This window comes from Oceanicola sp. 22II-s10i, from assembly GCF_002210105.1.
Taxonomy (GTDB): Bacteria; Pseudomonadota; Alphaproteobacteria; order Rhodobacterales; family Rhodobacteraceae; genus Pseudooceanicola.
This window is the reverse complement of record NZ_AQQU01000001.1, coordinates 528,289-543,256: the sequence shown is the minus strand read 5'-3', so window position 1 is coordinate 543,256 and position 14,968 is coordinate 528,289. Positions and strand designations below refer to the sequence as shown.

16 protein-coding genes are annotated in these 14,968 nt (G+C 68.3%); 13 read left to right on the top strand and 3 right to left on the bottom strand.

Annotation, left to right across the window (positions count from 1 at the left end; all coding sequences use genetic code 11):
- Positions 1-101: 101 nt before the first annotated feature.
- Together ATO6_RS02785 and ATO6_RS02780 are read right to left on the bottom strand one after the other, a co-directional pair.
- A complete protein-coding gene (locus ATO6_RS02785; protein WP_088622407.1) occupies positions 102-455 on the bottom strand; it encodes a hypothetical protein in 354 nt (117 codons plus the stop codon).
- Between the two features lie 36 nt (positions 456-491).
- Complete coding sequence (locus ATO6_RS02780) at positions 492-1,232, bottom strand: DUF599 domain-containing protein (RefSeq protein WP_088622406.1); 741 nt, start codon at positions 1,230-1,232, stop codon at positions 492-494.
- 88 nt (positions 1,233-1,320) lie between these two features.
- Between ATO6_RS02780 and ATO6_RS02775 the strand changes: the two genes are divergently transcribed.
- The 9 genes from ATO6_RS02775 (at position 1,321) to queG (ending at position 10,032) form a co-directional block, all read left to right on the top strand.
- Positions 1,321-2,769, top strand: coding sequence for an FAD-linked oxidase C-terminal domain-containing protein (locus tag ATO6_RS02775; RefSeq protein ID WP_088622405.1), 1,449 nt, complete (start codon positions 1,321-1,323; stop codon positions 2,767-2,769).
- Positions 2,770-2,833: 64 nt separating this feature from the next.
- Positions 2,834-4,003, top strand: coding sequence for an FAD-binding protein (locus ATO6_RS02770; protein ID WP_088623381.1), 1,170 nt, complete (start codon positions 2,834-2,836; stop codon positions 4,001-4,003).
- A complete protein-coding gene (locus ATO6_RS02765; RefSeq protein WP_088622404.1) occupies positions 4,000-4,353 on the top strand; it encodes a hypothetical protein in 354 nt (117 codons plus the stop codon). The genes ATO6_RS02770 and ATO6_RS02765 overlap by 4 nt, the downstream gene beginning before the upstream one ends.
- A gap of 7 nt (positions 4,354-4,360) precedes the next feature.
- On the top strand, positions 4,361-5,662 hold the full coding sequence (gene glcF, locus ATO6_RS02760; protein ID WP_088622403.1) for a glycolate oxidase subunit GlcF: 1,302 nt from the start codon (positions 4,361-4,363) through the stop codon (positions 5,660-5,662).
- 75 nt (positions 5,663-5,737) lie between these two features.
- Positions 5,738-6,580, top strand: a complete 843-nt coding sequence (locus ATO6_RS02755) for a serine protease (protein WP_088622402.1) — start codon at positions 5,738-5,740, stop codon at positions 6,578-6,580.
- A gap of 160 nt (positions 6,581-6,740) precedes the next feature.
- The gene (locus tag ATO6_RS02750) at positions 6,741-7,205 is read left to right on the top strand and encodes an Hsp20 family protein (protein WP_088622401.1); all 465 of its coding nucleotides are present in this window, start codon (positions 6,741-6,743) and stop codon (positions 7,203-7,205) included.
- Between the two features lie 166 nt (positions 7,206-7,371).
- Positions 7,372-8,115 (top strand): monofunctional biosynthetic peptidoglycan transglycosylase, encoded by a 744-nt coding sequence (gene mtgA / locus ATO6_RS02745; protein ID WP_088622400.1) that lies wholly within the window; start codon positions 7,372-7,374, stop codon positions 8,113-8,115.
- A 119-nt stretch (positions 8,116-8,234) separates the two neighbouring features.
- On the top strand, positions 8,235-8,900 hold the full coding sequence (locus ATO6_RS02740; RefSeq protein ID WP_088622399.1) for a glutathione S-transferase family protein: 666 nt from the start codon (positions 8,235-8,237) through the stop codon (positions 8,898-8,900).
- Positions 8,901-8,979: 79 nt separating this feature from the next.
- Positions 8,980-10,032: a tRNA epoxyqueuosine(34) reductase QueG gene (gene queG / locus ATO6_RS02735; RefSeq protein WP_088622398.1), complete on the top strand. Its 1,053-nt coding sequence runs from the start codon at positions 8,980-8,982 to the stop codon at positions 10,030-10,032.
- Here queG and ATO6_RS02730 read toward each other — a convergent pair.
- A complete protein-coding gene (locus ATO6_RS02730) occupies positions 10,029-10,649 on the bottom strand; it encodes a helix-turn-helix domain-containing protein (protein WP_088622397.1) in 621 nt (206 codons plus the stop codon). The genes queG and ATO6_RS02730 overlap by 4 nt on opposite strands.
- 115 nt (positions 10,650-10,764) lie before the next feature.
- Between ATO6_RS02730 and ATO6_RS02725 the strand changes: the two genes are divergently transcribed.
- The 4 genes from ATO6_RS02725 to ATO6_RS02710 are packed head-to-tail and all read left to right on the top strand — an operon-like array spanning position 10,765 to position 14,865.
- Entirely contained in the window at positions 10,765-11,949 is a 1,185-nt protein-coding gene (locus tag ATO6_RS02725) for an FAD-binding oxidoreductase (RefSeq protein ID WP_254919051.1), read from the top strand.
- Positions 11,946-12,884 carry a tripartite tricarboxylate transporter substrate binding protein gene (locus ATO6_RS02720; RefSeq protein WP_088622395.1) on the top strand — a complete coding sequence of 313 codons (939 nt, stop codon included), beginning with the start codon at positions 11,946-11,948 and terminating at the stop codon, positions 12,882-12,884. The genes ATO6_RS02725 and ATO6_RS02720 overlap by 4 nt, the downstream gene beginning before the upstream one ends.
- A gap of 52 nt (positions 12,885-12,936) precedes the next feature.
- The gene (locus ATO6_RS02715) at positions 12,937-13,365 is read left to right on the top strand and encodes a tripartite tricarboxylate transporter TctB family protein (RefSeq protein WP_088622394.1); all 429 of its coding nucleotides are present in this window, start codon (positions 12,937-12,939) and stop codon (positions 13,363-13,365) included.
- Positions 13,366-13,371: 6 nt separating this feature from the next.
- Positions 13,372-14,865: a tripartite tricarboxylate transporter permease gene (locus ATO6_RS02710; RefSeq protein ID WP_088622393.1), complete on the top strand. Its 1,494-nt coding sequence runs from the start codon at positions 13,372-13,374 to the stop codon at positions 14,863-14,865.
- Positions 14,866-14,968 lie beyond the last annotated feature (103 nt).

The window sequence follows — 14,968 nt, the reverse complement described above, 5'->3', positions numbered from 1 at the left end:
GCGTGGCAGGATAAAGGACGGCGTTCATTCGTCCCGCGCGCCTACCCACGGGCAGGCTTTTCGACAGTGCGACTGCGTTCGGGGACGAGCGCGGCCAACCCTCAGGGCTTCAGCTTGACCTTGAACTTCTCGCTCTTCCCGCCGGTCGAGCAGAAGGCCTGGATGTAGATCTTGCGTGTCCCGTCAGGGACCATCACCGACGGCAGCGAGCGGGTGAAGGGCTGCTCGTTCACATGCGGATGGTGCAGCTTGCGATAGGCGATCTTCTTGCCGGTCTCGTCGAGAATCGCCCAGCCGTCGACGTAATGGCCCCAGCCTTCGTCCGCGTGCCGGACCGTCACCTCGAAACGCCAGCCCATGCCGGAACGTTCGGCGGTCGCCCCTTCGATCATCGGGGGATCGGCGCGGAGCGGGGTTGCGGCGAGAATCGTGAGTGTCAGGAGCGAGCGGAGCATGGCGCGGTTATAGGTGCCGGGGCCCTGCGGCGCATGTCACGAGGTCGTGTCACCTTCGGGAGCGTTGCGCCGCATCAACACTTTCCGCGACTGCGACGCGAATTCCCGGCGCCAGAGGACGAAGAACGTGACCACCGCAGCGGCGATCAGCGCACCCGCGCCGAGCAGCCATGCGGCGGCGCCGAGCGAGAAATAGACCGACCGGAGACCCCGGTTGAAACTGCGGGCGGCGAAGATGTTGATCTCGCCCGCCTGCGCGGCGCGGGGGCGGGCCAGCGGATCCTCGGGGTCGTTCGGGGTGGAGGCCATCAGGACCGCGCAATAGCCGAACAGGCGGTTGGACCAGACGAACTTGAGGAAGGCGTTGGTGAGGAAGAAGATCACCACGAGGATCTTCGCCTCCCACACGAAGGCCGGGGCGCTGTCGAGGGTCAGCTGGTTGGCGAGCCCGGTCAGCTGCTCGGTGTTCGCGATCGCGGCGAGCGATCCGCCGATGGCGATCATCGTGGCCGAGGCGAAGAAGGACGTGGCCTGCCGTAGCGTCGACAGGGTCTGCGCGTCGAAAATGCGCGGCTGGCGCGTGACCATCTGCTGCATCCATTCCCGCCGGTAGTCGGCCATCAGGCGGGACACGGAGGGATTGCGCCCCGGATGCTCGATCCGCCAGCCAATGAGCAGCCACAGCGCGACCAGCACGCCGAGCGCGGTGAAATCGAGCGGGGTGAAAAGCGCGAGGCGGCCGGACCTCCCATGATCCCTGTTAGCGCGGCGCTGCATCTCTGACCAGCGTCGCTTGCCAGCGGGGGCGGGTCGGGGATAGTGTCCTCCCGATTGCCCGGCCCCCTGCAAGTGACAGGAGAGTCTCATGGAAATGCCAGCCCCCGATCCTTCGGTCCTTGCCAGAAAGCCCGACCTTGTCGCGCGGCTGAGGCAGGTTCTGCCCGAGGGTGCGGTCATCGACGACCCTGCGGAAACGCGGGCCTATGAATGCGACGCGCTGACGGCCTACCGCTGCGCGCCGCTGGCAGCCGTGCTGCCTTCGACCACCGAGGAGGTCGCGGCGGTGCTGCGCATCTGTCACGAGATGGACGTACCGGTGGTGCCACGCGGCTCGGGCACCTCGCTGGCGGGCGGGGCGCTGCCGACGGCGGATTCGGTGATCCTGGGCGTCGCGCGGATGAACGCGGTGCTGGAGACGGATTATGACAACCGCTTCATCCGTGTGCAGACGGGCCGCACGAACCTTAGCGTCACCGGCGCGGTCGAGGCGGACGGCTTCTTCTACGCACCCGACCCGTCGTCGCAGCTGGCCTGCGCGATCGCGGGCAATATTGCGATGAACTCGGGCGGCGCGCATTGCCTGAAATACGGTGTCACCACGAACAACCTGCTGGGCGTCACGCTGGTGACGATGCAGGGCGAGGTGATCGAGATCGGCGGGCCATGGCTCGATGCCGGGGGTCTGGACCTGCTGGGCGTGATCTGCGGATCCGAAGGCCAGCTTGGCGTCGTGACCGAGGCGGTGCTGCGCATCCTGCCGAAACCCGAGGGCGCGCGGCCGGTGCTGATCGGCTATGACAGCAACGAGGTGGCGGGCGCCTGCGTCAGCGACATCATCGAGGCGGGCGTGCTGCCGGTGGCGATCGAGTTCATGGACCGGCCCTGCATCCGCGCCACGGACGCCTTTTCCGGCGCGGGCTACCCGGATTGCGAGGCGCTGCTGATCGTCGAGGTCGAGGGCTCCGAAGCCGAGATCGCGGAACAGCTCGAGGTCATCACCGCCATCGCGCGGCGGCACAACCCGGTCGAGCTGCGCGAGAGCCGGAGCGCCGAGGAAAGCGCGAAGATCTGGCTGGGGCGTAAATCGGCCTTTGGCGCCATGGGGCAGATCAACGACTACATGTGCCTCGACGGGACAATCCCCGTGTCGGCGTTGCCGGACGTCCTGCGGCGGATCGCGCAGATGTCGGGGCGCTATGGCCTCGACGTGGCGAACGTGTTCCATGCGGGCGACGGCAACATGCATCCGCTGATCCTGTTCGACGCGAACAAGCCGGGCGATCTGGAGCTGTGCGAGGAGTTCGGGGCGGAGATCCTGAAGCTCTGCGTCGAGGTGGGCGGCTGCCTGACGGGCGAACATGGCGTGGGGATCGAGAAGCGGGACCTGATGAGCCACCAGTATGCGCCCGAGGATCTGGAGGCGCAGATGGCGGTGAAGGACGTGTTCGATCCGAAGTGGCTGCTGAACCCCGCCAAGGTGTTTCCGCTGGGCGTGAGTTCCGCGCGGCGGCGTATGGATATGGCGGCGGAGTAGGGGGGCCAGCCCCCCATCGGCCCTTTGGGCCGACTCCCCCCGGAGTTTATTTGGCCAGATGAAGATGAGACCAGAGAGCGAGAGCGAACTTGCCGAGATGATCCGGGCGGCGGATGCGCCGCTGTCCGTCGTGGGCGGCGGCACGCGGGTCTGGTGGCGCGCGGTGGACGGGGTGGACCTGTCGACCGCCGGGCTGGCGAAGCTGGGGCTTTACGAGCCGGGCGCGCTGACGCTGGTCGCGGGGGCGGGCACGCCGGTGGAAACGGTCGAGGCGGTGCTGGCCGAGAAGGGACAGCGGCTGGCCTTCGAGCCGCCCGACCTGCGCGGGCTCTTGGGCGTGACGGGCGTGTCGACGCTGGGCGGTGTGTTCGGGGCCAATGCCAGCGGGCCGCGCCGGGTGCAGGCGGGCGCGGCGCGGGATTTCCTGCTGGGCGTGCGGTTCGTGGATGGCACCGGGTCGGTTGTGAAGAACGGCGGTCGGGTGATGAAGAACGTCACCGGCTATGACCTCGTGAAGCTGATGGCCGGGTCGCATGGCACGCTGGGCGTGATGACCGAGGTCAGCCTGAAGGTGCTGGCGGTGCCGGAGCGAGAGGCGACGCTGGTCGCCGAAGGGCTGGACACCGGGGCGGCGCTGGCGGCGCTGCGGGCGTCGCTTGGGACCCCGTTCGACGTGAGCGGGGCGGCACATGACGCGGTGACGGGGCGGACGCTGATCCGGGTGGAGGGGCTGAAGGGCTCGGTCGATTACCGTGCGGGGCGGCTGAAGGAGGCGGTTCCCGGCCCGTGGTCCGTGGTGACGGGTGAGGAAAGCGCGGCGCTGTGGCGGGACGTGCGGGACGCGACCGTCTTTGCGGGCGGCACCGCGCCCGTGTGGCGGGTGTCGGTGACGCCGGGGCGGGCGGTGGATCTGGTCTCGGCGCTGGACGAGGCCGGGCTGGCGCACCGGGCGCTTTACGACTGGGGTGGCGGGCTGATCTGGCTGGAGATCTCCGGCGCGGCGGATGGCGGCGCGGCGGATGGCGGCGCGGCGGTGCTGCGGGCTGCGGTGGACCGGATCGGCGGGCATGCGACGCTGGTGCGGGCGGATATGGGCGTCAGGGCGAAGGTGCCGATGTTCCATCCGCAGGCGGATGGCGTCGAGCGCCTGTCCTCGGCGCTCCGCGCGCGGTTCGATCCGAGGGGCATCCTGAACTCCGGTCTGATGGGCCGGTCCGCGATGCCCGCCTCATGATCGCAGGGTTCGTCATGGGGGCCTCGATCCTCGGCCTCGCCGTCTTTGCCGCGCTGGTCCGGGAGGAGCCGAGGGGCAGCTTTTTCCGCGGGCTGGGGGCCGGGCTGGTCGTTCTGGTCCTTGCCGGGCTGGCGCTACTGAGGCTGTTGCCGCCGCCGGAAACGGGCGGGCATGGGCGGGTTCTGACCGGGCTTGCGCTGCTCTGGTTCGCGTGGATATTCGCCACCGCCTTCGTGGCGCAGGCGTTCAGGCGCCGGTTTCCGCAGTCGTCGGACTGGCTGATGCTGGCGGGCGGGCTGACGACATTGGCGCCGGCGACCGGTCTGGTCGTCGCGCTCTGGATGATGTGAGGGACGGATGCAGACGCATTTCACCGAGGCGCAGCTGGCCGATCCGGGCACCAAGCGCGCGAACGAAATCCTGCGGGCCTGCGTGCACTGCGGGTTCTGCACGGCGACCTGCCCCACCTACCAGGTGCTGGGGGACGAGCTGGACAGCCCGCGGGGGCGCATCTACCTGATCAAGGACATGCTGGAGAACGAGCGGGTGCCGGACGAAAAGACGGTCAAGCATATCGACCGCTGCCTGTCCTGCCTCGCCTGCATGACGACCTGCCCGTCGGGTGTGCACTACATGCACCTCGTCGACCATGCGCGGGCGTATATCGACACGCACTACACGCGGCCCTGGCATGACCGGGCGCTCAGGTGGGTTCTGGCGCGGATCCTGCCCTATCCGGGGCGGTTCCGGCTGGCGCTGCTGGGGGCCAAGATCGGGCGGCCGTTCCGGGGGCTGATCCCGGATGCGCGGCTGCGGGCGATGCTGGAGATGGCGCCGCGGCAGATCCCGCCGGTCAGCCGCAACGACGATCCGCAGGTGTTCCCCGCCCAGGGCGAGCGGAAGATGCGGGTGGCCCTGATGACCGGCTGCGCGCAGCGGGCGCTGAACACGGACATCAACGACGCCACGATCCGGCTGCTGCGTCGGCTGGGCTGCGAGGTGGTCGTGGCGAAGGGTCAGGGCTGCTGCGGGGCGCTGACCCATCACATGGGCAAGGAGGCCGAGGCGCATGGCGCGGCGGGGGCCAATATCCGCGCGTGGATGGCCGAGGTGAACGGGCCGGGGCTGGACGCGGTGGTCATCAACACCTCGGGCTGTGGCACGACGGTGAAGGACTACGGGCACATGTTCCGCAACGATGCGCTGGCGGAGGATGCGGCGAAGGTTTCGGCGCTGGCGGTGGACGTGTCGGAACTGCTGCAGCGGATCGGGCTGCCGGAGGGCGCGCCGAAGGACCTGCGGATCGGCTATCATGCGGCCTGTTCCCTGCAGCACGGGCAGAAGGTCAAGGATGCGCCCAAGGCCCTGCTGAAGCGGGCGGGGTTCACGGTGGCGGAGCCTGCGGACAGCCACCTGTGCTGCGGGTCGGCGGGGACCTACAACCTGTTGCAGCCCGAGATCTCGGGCAAGCTGAAGGATCGCAAGGTGCGGACGCTGGAGGCGGTGAAGCCGGACGTGATCGCGGCGGGCAATATCGGGTGCATGATGCAGATCGGATCGGGCACCGGGGTGCCGGTGGTGCATACGGTCGAACTGCTGGACTGGGCGACAGGCGGGCCCGAGCCGCGGGCGCTGAAGGGTCACATCGGGGGCGCGTAACTGTCCCCTGACGGCCCAACTTTCGCCCGGATGGACGGGCTAACTGTCGGGGAAAGACGACTGAAGGGGCCACCCATGTTTCGCGCCATCGCCGCCATCTGCCTTGCCGTCCTGCCCGCCGCCGCTTCGGCGCAGGGGCTGGCCGACAACATGTCCCGTCACGGGGCGCTGACCAGCCTCGAAACCGGCGATCAGGGCCGGGGCTGGGAAGCGGTCGGGCGGCTGGACATCGGCGGCAAGGGCTTCTGCACCGGCGCGCTGGTGGCCGACAACCTCGTCCTGACCGCCGCGCACTGCCTGTTCGACAAGCGCACAGGGACGCGGGTGCGGACCGAGGGGATCGAATTCCTTGCGGGCATGCGCAACGGCCGCGCCGCAGCCTATCGCAACGTGCGGCGTGCAGTGGTCCATCCCGACTACCGCTATTCGGCGCAGGTCTCGACCGGGAACGTGCAGGTGGACATGGCTCTGCTGGAGCTCGACATGCCGATCCGCAACACGACCGTCGTGCCCTTCGACACCGAAAGCCAGCCGCAGCGCGGCGACCGGGTCGGAGTCGTGTCCTACGCCCATGACCGGATGGATGCGCCGAGCCTGCAGGAGATCTGTGGCGTGATGGGCGTGCAGGACGGTATCCTCGTGATGTCCTGCGACGTGGATTTCGGCAGCTCCGGCGCGCCGGTCTTCACCTTCGACGGCGGCGCCCCGCGCATCGTGTCGGTCGTTTCGGCCAAGGCCGAGGTCGACGGCAAGCGCGTGGCGCTCGGGATGCAGCTGACCGGCGCGCTCGACCTGCTTAAGGCCGAACTGGATCACGGCGCCGGGCCGGATGGCGGCGCCGCCTCGGCGGGGGCCCGCATCCGCGTCGGGACGGGTGGCGCCAGAACCACGGCCAAGTTCCTGCGCGCGGGCGAGTGAGCGCGAAAGCGCGGACGGATCTTCTCGGAACAGCAAGGGTCTTGAACCCCCGGACATCGGTTCCCACATCCTCAGCATCGGGACGCCACTCAGGGTCCCGGACCGAAAGCCTGTCCCCAAGGGAAGGCGACATCAAGGTATCGCTCAAAGAGGATGACCCATGCGTAACTTCGATCTTGCTCCGCTCTACCGTGCCACCGTAGGTTTCGACCAGCTTGCCGACATGATGGACCGTGTGTTCACCAACGAGGTGAACCAGCCGAGCTATCCGCCCTACAACATCGAGAAGACCGCCGAAAACAGCTATCGGATTACCGTGGCCGTTGCCGGGTTTGCCGCCGCCGACCTCGGCGTCGAGGTGAAGGACCGCGAGCTGGTCGTCTCGGCCCGCAAGGCCGATGACGAGACCCCGCGCACCTACCTGCACCGCGGCATCGCGACCCGCGCGTTCGAGCGCAAGTTCCACCTGGCCGACCACGTGAAAGTGACCGGCGCGACCCATGCCGACGGGATGCTGCACATCGACCTCGTGCGCGAAATCCCCGAAGCGCTGAAACCGCGCCGCATCGAGATCGCCAATGGCGATACGGTCGAAGCAAAGGCGATTGAAACCGCCGAGGCCTGAGAACGCCTGACGGCATCCAAGACCCTCGTTTCTCAGTCAGGGCGCGGCTTCGGTCGCGCCCCTTTTTTCGTTCCGATGGGGCCCGCGCAACATCCCCGCGATTTTTCCGGCCCCGCCGTCACGCTGCGGCTTGGTCGCGGTCCCCCTTCCGGCCTATAGCTGTGGCGTGGCAAAACAGGCGAAACCCAGGAAAGGCACTAAGAGCGCGCCCCGGAAGACCGGCGGCGGGTTTCACCCGTTCCGGTGGCTGTTCCGCTGGGCGTTCCGGGCGGTGTTCCTGGTCGTCGGGCTGGTGCTGGTCATCGTCATGGCGCACAGCCGCCTGAACCCCACCATCGGTTACTACATGTGGTCCGAGGAACAGCGCCTCGGGACCATAGACCGGCAGTGGGTGCCGATCGACAACGTCGCGCCGGTGATGGCGCGGTCGGTCGTGGCGGCTGAGGACGCGAATTTCTGCACCCACTGGGGTTTCGACATGGAGGCGATCCGCGCGGCGATGGAGGATGGCGGGCGGCGCGGGGCCTCGACCATCACCCAGCAGGTCGTCAAGAACGTCTACCTCTGGCACGGGCGCAGCTGGGTGCGGAAGGCGCTGGAGGCGATGCTGACTCCGGTGGTCGAGGCATTCTGGTCCAAGCGCCGGATTGTCGAGGTCTATCTGAACGTGGCCGAGTTCGACGAGGGCGTCTTCGGTGTCGAGGCGGCGGCGCGGCATTACTTCGGCGTGGGACCGAACAAGCTGAGCGATCTGCAGGCGGCCCGGCTGGCCGCGATCCTGCCCGCGCCGCAGAGCTGGTCGGCGTCGAAGCCGTCCGACTATGTCCGCCGGCGGACGAAATCCATCATGGACGGGGCGGCCACGATCCGGGCGGACGGGCGCGCGGCCTGTTTCGAAACCGCCGGGTGATGCTGCGCGGCCTGTTGCCGCGGCTCTGCCCGGTATGGGAAGACTTTGCCGGGCGCTGTTGAATCTGGCCGCTTTTCAAGGCAAGACTGCCCGGCGACCCCAACATCCATGCAGGTATCATGGCGCGTCTCTATCACGTCCCCCTTTCTCCGTTCTGCCGCAAGGTGCGTCTGAGCCTTGCCGAGAAGCGGATCGAGTGCGAGCTGATCGAGGAGCGCTACTGGGAGAAGGACCCCGATTTCCTGCGTCGCAACCCGGCGGCCAAGGTGCCGGTGCTGCGGATCGACAACCGCACGATGTCCGAAAGCGCCGCGATCTGCGAATGGCTGGAAGAGGTTTATCCCGAACCGCCGCTGATGCCCCGCGACCCGGACCAGCGGCTGGAGGTGCGGCGGCTGGTGGCGTGGTTCGACGACAAGTTCCATTCCGAGGTGACGTCGAAGCTGCTCTACGAGCGGGTCAACAAGAAGATCATGAAGAAGGGCTATCCCGACAGCACCAACGTCAAGGCGGGTGCTGCGGCGATCAAGTTCCACCTCGACTACATGGCGTGGCTGCTGGATCACCGGCGCTGGCTGGCGGGCGACCGGATGACACTGGCCGATTTCGCGGCCGCCGCGCATCTGTCCTGCCTCGATTACATCAGCGATGTGGACTGGGGCCGCAAGGAACAGGTCAAGGACTGGTACGCCAAGATCAAGTCGCGACCCGCGTTCCGGTCGATCCTCGCGGACCAGGTGCCGGGCTTTCCGCCGCCGGCGCATTATGCCGACCTGGATTTCTGAGCCCGGCGTCGGAGGGGGGCCAGCCCCCCGCCGGCCCTGCGGGCCGACTCCCCCCGGCATATTTCTGGCAAGATGAAGCATGGAGCATGCGCTGAAAGACAGGCTGCGCGCGCAGGCCGAGGCCGAGGGCTTTTCGGATATGGGCGTGTGCCGTCCGGATGCGGTGCCCCAGGTGCAGGCTCGGCTGGCGCGGTTCCTGGCCGAGGGGCGACACGGGCAGATGGGCTGGATGGAGCGGCGGGCCGAGTGGCGGGGTGACCCGGCGGCGCTGTGGCCCAAGGCGCGGTCGGTGATCATGCTGGCCGAGAGCTATACGCCGGAGGAAGACCCGCTGGCGGGGCTTCAGGCGCGGGACCGGGGGGTGATCTCGGTCTATGCGCGGGGGGCGGATTACCATGACCTCGTCAAGAAGCGGCTGAAGCGGCTGGCGCGATGGCTGATCGCCGAGGCGGGCGCGCAAGGGCCCGACGAGGCGCCGGTGGAGGTGAAGGTGTTCGTGGACACCGCGCCGGTGCCGGAGAAGGCGCTGGCCGAGGCCGCGGGGCTGGGATGGCAGGGCAAGCACACCAACCTGCTGGGGCGCGGGTTCGGGAACTGGGTGTTCCTTGGTGCGATCTTTACCACGCTGGATCTGCCGGTCGACGAGGCCGGGCGCGAGCGCTGCGGATCCTGCCGGCGCTGTCTGGACGCCTGTCCTACCGACGCCTTTCCCGCGCCGTTCCAGCTGGATGCGCGGCGCTGCATTTCTTACCTGACGATCGAGCATCATGGCCCGGTGGACGAGGCGCTGCGGCCCGGCATAGGCAATCGCATCTACGGCTGTGACGACTGCCTGGCCGTCTGCCCGTGGAACAAGTTCGCCGTCGAGGCGCGCGAGATGCGCTATGCCGCGCGGCCCGGCACCGTGCTGCCGCCGCTGGCCGAGCTCGCGGTTCTGGACGACGCCGGGTTCCGGGCCCGGTTCGCCGGATCGCCGATCAAGCGGATCGGGCGGGACCGTTTCGTGCGCAATGTGCTCTACGCGATCGGCAATTCCGGGGATCTTGCGCTGCGGGCCGTGGCCGAGTCCTTGACCGGGGATCCGGACCCGGCGGTGGCCGATGCGGCCCGGTGGGCGGTCGCCCGGCTCTAGCCGCGTTCCGGTTCGTCCGAGTCGAATTCCGTGCAGACCACGAGGATGCGGGCCGGCGCATCCTGCGCCGAGGCGTAGAGATGGCCGCGCGCGCTGTCGAAATAGAGCGACTCGCCCGTGTCCAGGACCACGTCTTCCATCCCGTCCAGTTCGACACGGACGCGACCGTCGAGGACCAGCAGGAACTCTTCGCCCGCGTGGCTGACCATCCGGTCGACCTGCATTCTTTCGCGCGGCTTCAGCGTGCCCATCATCGGCACCATCCGTTTGCCCCGGACGGCGGGGAAGAGCATCTCGTAGGTGTAGTTCTCGGTCTCGTGATAGCCGTATTCGCCCCGACGCGCGACCGCGACGCCGCCGGGTTCGAACCGCGTGCCGTCCTCTACGAACAGCTCGGCCAGATCGACCCCGAGCCCGCGCGCCAGCCGGGCGAAGCGGTCATAGGTCGGCGCCATCAGGTTGCGCTCGATCTTGGAGATGGTCGAGATCGCCAGCCCGCCGCGTTCGGCCACCGTCTGGATGGTCAGGCCCTTGGCCTCGCGCAGGTTGCGCAGGCGTGTCGCCATCCGTGCGCGGCTGGCCTGTTCGTCGAGGATGTCTTCGTTCCGGGGCGCCATGCCGCAGAGTAACCCAGATCCGGCAGATTGCCATAACCGCTTTTCCGGTCGGAAACTTTCCTATCGGAAATATTCATGCTACCCTGCGGCCACGGATCGGAATCGGGAACGCCCCTTGTCTGCTGCTGTTCATGACGTCGCCGTGATCGGGGCCGGTATTGCCGGCGCCTCGGTGGCGGCTGAACTGGCGCGGCACATGCGGGTGGTGCTGGTCGAGTCGGAGGCCCAGCCCGGCTATCATGCCACTGGCCGGTCCGCCGCGATCCTTGCACAGACCTATGGCAACCGGCTGATCCGCGCGCTGACCCGCGCCTCGGCCGGGTTCTTTGCGGCGCCGCCCGACGGGTTTGCTCCGCAGCCGTTGCTGTCGCCGCGCGGGCTGGTCCGGGTTGCGACGGCGGCGCAGGTGGATGACCTGCGCGCGATGTATGACGATCTGTCCGACACCCGCCATCTGGCTTGGCTCGACGCCGAAGCGATGCAGGAGCGTGTGCCGCTTTTGCGGCCCGGCTATGCCGCGGGCGGGTTCGAGAACGTGGACGCGCAGGACATCGACGTCCATGCCATGCTGACCGGCTACCTGCGGCAGTTCCGGCAGGCGGGGGGCACGGTGATGACCGGTGCGCCGGTGCTCGGCCTCACGCGCAGCGGCGGCAGGTGGGAGATCGAGACGGCCGCCGGACAGGTCGCCGCCGGTGTGGTGGTGAACGCGGCGGGCGCATGGGGCGATTGGCTGGCCGGGCTGGCCGGGGCCGCCCCGGTCGGGCTGGAGCCGCGCCGCCGCACGGCGATCACCTTTGCCGCGCCGCAGGGGTTCGATCCGGCCAGGATGCCGATGGTCGTGGATGCGGACGAGGCGTTCTACCTCAAGCCCGAGGCGGGGCGGCTGATGGCTTCGCCCGCCGACGAGACGCTGAGCGCGCCGGAGGATTCCCGGCCCGAGGAAATAGATATCGCGATCTGCGCGGACCGGATCCAGACGGCCTTCGACCTCGAGATACGGCGGATCGAGTCGTCGTGGTCGGGCCTGCGGACATTCGCCGCCGACCGCGCGCCGGTCTGCGGCTACGATCCGGAGGTCGAGGGTTTCTTCTGGCTCGTGGGGCAGGGTGGCTACGGCGTGCAGACCGCGCCCGCCCTGTCGCGCCTTGCCGCTGCGTTGGTTCGGCGGGAGGCGCCGGATCACGACATCCTGTCCAGCGGCGTGACAGTGGAAGACGTGGCGCCGGGGCGTGATGCGCTGGCGAAAGCGAAAGACGAAGAACCAGGAAAACAAACGAAACAGGGAGAAGAACGATGAAGATCAGAACAATTCTTGCAGCCGCCGCGCTGGCGGTGGCCGGTGCGGGATCGGCGATGGCCGAATGGGCGCCGTCGGGACCGATCAAGCTGTGGATCGGCTTTGGCGCGGGGGGCGAGACGGATACGCTGGGCCGCCTGATCGCGCAGAAGATGGGCGAGAGCACCGGCTGGGACTTCGTGGTCGAGAACAAGCCGGGCGGCGGCGGGATCGCCATGTTCACCCAGCTTCAGGCCGTGCCCGCCGACGGGATGACGCTGGGCATGGGCGTGACCATGCCGGTGCTGGTGAACCTGACGATCCGGCCGGATGAAATCCCGTTCAACCTCGACAGCTTCGACTACCTGCACACGGTGGCTCTGGCGCAACTCGCGATCATCGCGCCCGCCGATGCGCCGTTCGACGACCTGGCCGGGCTGGTCGAATATTCCAAGGAAAAGGGCGGCGCGCTGGTGGCCTTCGATGCCAAGCCGCAGGAGCTGCTGATGAACTTCGTCAACGGCCAGAGTGAGGCGGGGCTGAAGCCGGTGTCGACCAAGTCCTCGGCCGAGGCGCTGCAGCAGGTGCTGGGCGGCCATGTCGACGCGGCCTTCAACGCGGGCGCGCATATCCCGCAGCTGGAAGCGGGCAAGGTCAAGATGATCGCCTCGGCCAACGCCGTGCGGCATTCCTATGCGCCCGACACCGCGACGGTGCAGGAGCAGGGCTTTGACATCTACGTGGACCCGTATTTCTACATCGCCGCGCCCGCGGGTCTGCCCGCCGAGGCGAAGACGGCGCTGGCCGAGGCGATCGGTCAGGCGCTGATGGCCGAGGACACCAAGACGGCGATCATGAACGCGTTCCACACCGAACCGTCGGACAAGGGGCCGGACGAGACCAAGAAGATGCTCGAGGACGGGCTGGTCAACGTTGGCATGCTGTTCGGCAAGTGACGAACTGGCGGGGGCGGTCATCTGCCGCCCCTGCCGAAACACGGGGTGAGCGGTGAACGAACGGCTGGCGAACAGGATATCCGGTGTGGCGGTGGCGGCCTTCGGGGCCGCGCTGATCCTGTGGATCATGCCCGCGCATACGGAAACCGTGTCCTCGGGCTGGATCACGCCCCAGACCCTGCCGCGCGCCTGCGGGATCGCGCTGATCGGGCTGGGTCTTTGGCTGGCGGTCTTTCCGGGCGGAAAGGTCGAGATCGACGGGAAGGAAGCCGCGCTCTGTGCGCTGGTCGCCGCTGTGTCGGCGGCGGGTGTTTGGGGAATGGGGCGCTTTGGCTTTCTCTTCGTCGCGCCGGTGCTGGCGGCGACACTTGTGGCGATCATCGGGGAGCGGCGCTGGCCGTGGATCGTCGCCGGTATTGCCGCCGCGCCGGTGAGCATCTGGCTGCTGGTGCCGGTCCTGCTGGGGCGGCCCCTGCCGTGAGCGCCGATGCCTGAGCTGTCCGTCATCCTCGCAGGCTTCGGCGATGCCTTCACGCTGGTGAACCTGATGTTCGTCGTGCTTGGCGTGGCGGCGGGGCAGATGGTGGGCGCGATCCCCGGCATCGGACCGATCATGGCGATGGCCATTGCGATCCCGTTCACTTTCGCACTGGACCCGCTGGTGGCGATCTCGTTCCTCGTGGGCATCAACAAGGGCGGGCTGTTCGGCGGGGCCATCCCGGCGATCCTGATCAACACGCCGGGCACGCCGGACGCGGCGGCGACCGCCATCGACGGGCACCCGCTGGCGCGCAAGGGCAAGCCGGTCAAGGCGATGAAGATGGCGCTTTATGCTTCGGTCACCGGGGACACGGTGTCGGACCTGGTGCTGATCACGCTGGCTGCGCCGCTGGCCGGGCTGGCGCTGAAGATGGGGCCGGTCGAAATCCTCGCGCTGATGATATTCGCCTTCTCGATCATCTCGGGGCTGATTGGCGATTCCCTTGTGAAGGGTCTGATCGCGGCCGTGCTGGGGCTGTTGCTGGCGACGGTGGGGCTGGATCCGGAGCATGGGACGCCACGGTTCTACTTTGGCTATTTCCAGCTGTTCGACGGCGCGTCTCTGGTGTCGGTCGCGGTCGGGATGCTGGCGGTGGCCGAGATATTTCGCCGGATCGCGGGGGCCCGGCGGCACGGCCCGCAGCCGGCGGTGCCGCTGACCGGGGACGGCGCGGCGCGGCGGGTGTCGTGGGCGGAGTACTGGGGCTGCCGCGGCGTGATCGCGCGGGGGGCGGCCATCGGGACGGTCCTGGGGGCGATACCGGGGATCGGGTCGACGGCGGCGGCCTTCATGTCCTACGCCTCGGCCCGCAAGGGGCCGGACGGGGGCACGCCCTTCGGCGAGGGCAGCCTGCGCGGCATCGCCGCGACGGAAAGCGCGAATTCGGCGGTGATGGGGGCGAACCTGATCCCGCTGCTCGGCATCGGCATTCCGGGGAGTATCGGCGCTGCGCTGCTGATCTCGGCCTTCATGATCCACGGGATCCAGCCGGGGCCGCTGCTGTTCGAGACGCAGGCGCGGCTGATCTACGGGCTGTTCGGGGCGATGCTGATGGCGAACCTGATGAACCTGCTGGTGGGGCAGGTGTCACTGCGGTTCTGGTCCTTCGTCATCCGCGCGCCCGAGAGCGTGATCTTTCCGGTGGCGCTGCTGTTCTGCTTCGTCGGGGTCTACCTGTCGACGGGGGGACTGTTCGGCGTCGGGCTGATGCTGGTGGCGGCGGTGTTGTCCTACGTGATGACCGCGCTCGGGTTCCCGGTGATCGTGTTCATCATCGCCTTCTTCCTGGGCGAGGGGTTCGAGCGGAGCCTGAGCCAGTCGCTGGTGATCCTCGACGCGAACCCGGTGAACGTGGTGGGGCATCCGGTGGCGCTCAGTTTGCTGGTGCTGGCTGCGGTGTCGGCGGTCTGGCTGGGGCGGCGTGGCGGTGGAACGGAGTGACAAGGGCAAGCGCCGGCCCGTGGGGTGGCGCTGCTACGGCTGAGCGGGACGATTTATGGTGCCATGTGCCTCTGACCTCCTCGGTCTTCGCTGGCGTCGACAA

Bases quoted from the DNA above. Each gene is read 5' to 3' on its own strand.
- ATO6_RS02785 (WP_088622407.1), bottom strand. From the start codon at position 455: ATGCTCCGCTCGCTCCTGACACTCACGATTCTCGCCGCAACCCCGCTC.
- ATO6_RS02780 (WP_088622406.1), bottom strand. From the start codon at position 1,232: ATGCAGCGCCGCGCTAACAGGGATCATGGGAGGTCCGGCCGCCTCGCG.
- ATO6_RS02775 (WP_088622405.1), top strand. From the start codon at position 1,321: ATGGAAATGCCAGCCCCCGATCCTTCGGTCCTTGCCAGAAAGCCCGAC.
- ATO6_RS02770 (WP_088623381.1), top strand. From the start codon at position 2,834: ATGAGACCAGAGAGCGAGAGCGAACTTGCCGAGATGATCCGGGCGGCG.
- ATO6_RS02765 (WP_088622404.1), top strand. From the start codon at position 4,000: ATGATCGCAGGGTTCGTCATGGGGGCCTCGATCCTCGGCCTCGCCGTC.
- glcF (WP_088622403.1), top strand. From the start codon at position 4,361: ATGCAGACGCATTTCACCGAGGCGCAGCTGGCCGATCCGGGCACCAAG.
- ATO6_RS02755 (WP_088622402.1), top strand. From the start codon at position 5,738: ATGTTTCGCGCCATCGCCGCCATCTGCCTTGCCGTCCTGCCCGCCGCC.
- ATO6_RS02750 (WP_088622401.1), top strand. From the start codon at position 6,741: ATGCGTAACTTCGATCTTGCTCCGCTCTACCGTGCCACCGTAGGTTTC.
- ATO6_RS02740 (WP_088622399.1), top strand. From the start codon at position 8,235: ATGGCGCGTCTCTATCACGTCCCCCTTTCTCCGTTCTGCCGCAAGGTG.
- queG (WP_088622398.1), top strand. From the start codon at position 8,980: ATGGAGCATGCGCTGAAAGACAGGCTGCGCGCGCAGGCCGAGGCCGAG.
- ATO6_RS02730 (WP_088622397.1), bottom strand. From the start codon at position 10,649: ATGGCGCCCCGGAACGAAGACATCCTCGACGAACAGGCCAGCCGCGCA.
- ATO6_RS02720 (WP_088622395.1), top strand. From the start codon at position 11,946: ATGAAGATCAGAACAATTCTTGCAGCCGCCGCGCTGGCGGTGGCCGGT.
- ATO6_RS02710 (WP_088622393.1), top strand. From the start codon at position 13,372: ATGCCTGAGCTGTCCGTCATCCTCGCAGGCTTCGGCGATGCCTTCACG.